The organism is Alcanivorax profundi, assembly GCF_003597125.1.
Taxonomy (GTDB): Bacteria; Pseudomonadota; Gammaproteobacteria; order Pseudomonadales; family Alcanivoracaceae; genus Alcanivorax; species Alcanivorax profundi.
Genome location: NZ_QYYA01000137.1, coordinates 1 through 424 on the forward strand (window position 1 = coordinate 1; position 424 = coordinate 424).

1 rRNA gene is annotated in these 424 nt (G+C 60.6%); it reads right to left on the bottom strand.

The annotated features are described in order from the left end of the window. Nucleotides 1–113: 113 nt before the first annotated feature. A 16S ribosomal RNA gene (locus tag D4A39_RS19285) occupies nucleotides 114–424 on the bottom strand; the annotation flags it as partial.

Consider the following 424-nt stretch of genomic DNA (forward strand, 5'->3'; position numbering starts at 1 on the left):
TCTCATCAATTCCTTGGCGCCCATCGCGCCGGGGGTGGTTCGCCGCGCGGTCCCCCGGGTGGGGGCACGCGCGTCTCGCTGGGCGGGTCACCGGTTCGCGGGTCTCGACGGGCCTCGACAATGATCCTTCCGCAGGTTCACCTACGGAAACCTTGTTACGACTTCTCCTTCCTCTAAATGATAAGGTTCAGTGGACTTCTCGCGACGTCGCCGGCGGCGGACCGCCCACGTCGCCGCGATCCGAACACTTCACCGGACCATTCAATCGGTAGGAGCGACGGGCGGTGTGTACAAAGGGCAGGGACGTAGTCAACGCGAGCTGATGACTCGCGCCTACTAGGCATTCCTCGTTGAAGACCAACAATTGCAATGATCTATCCCCATCACGATGAAATTTTCGAAGATTACCCGGGCCTGTCGGCCA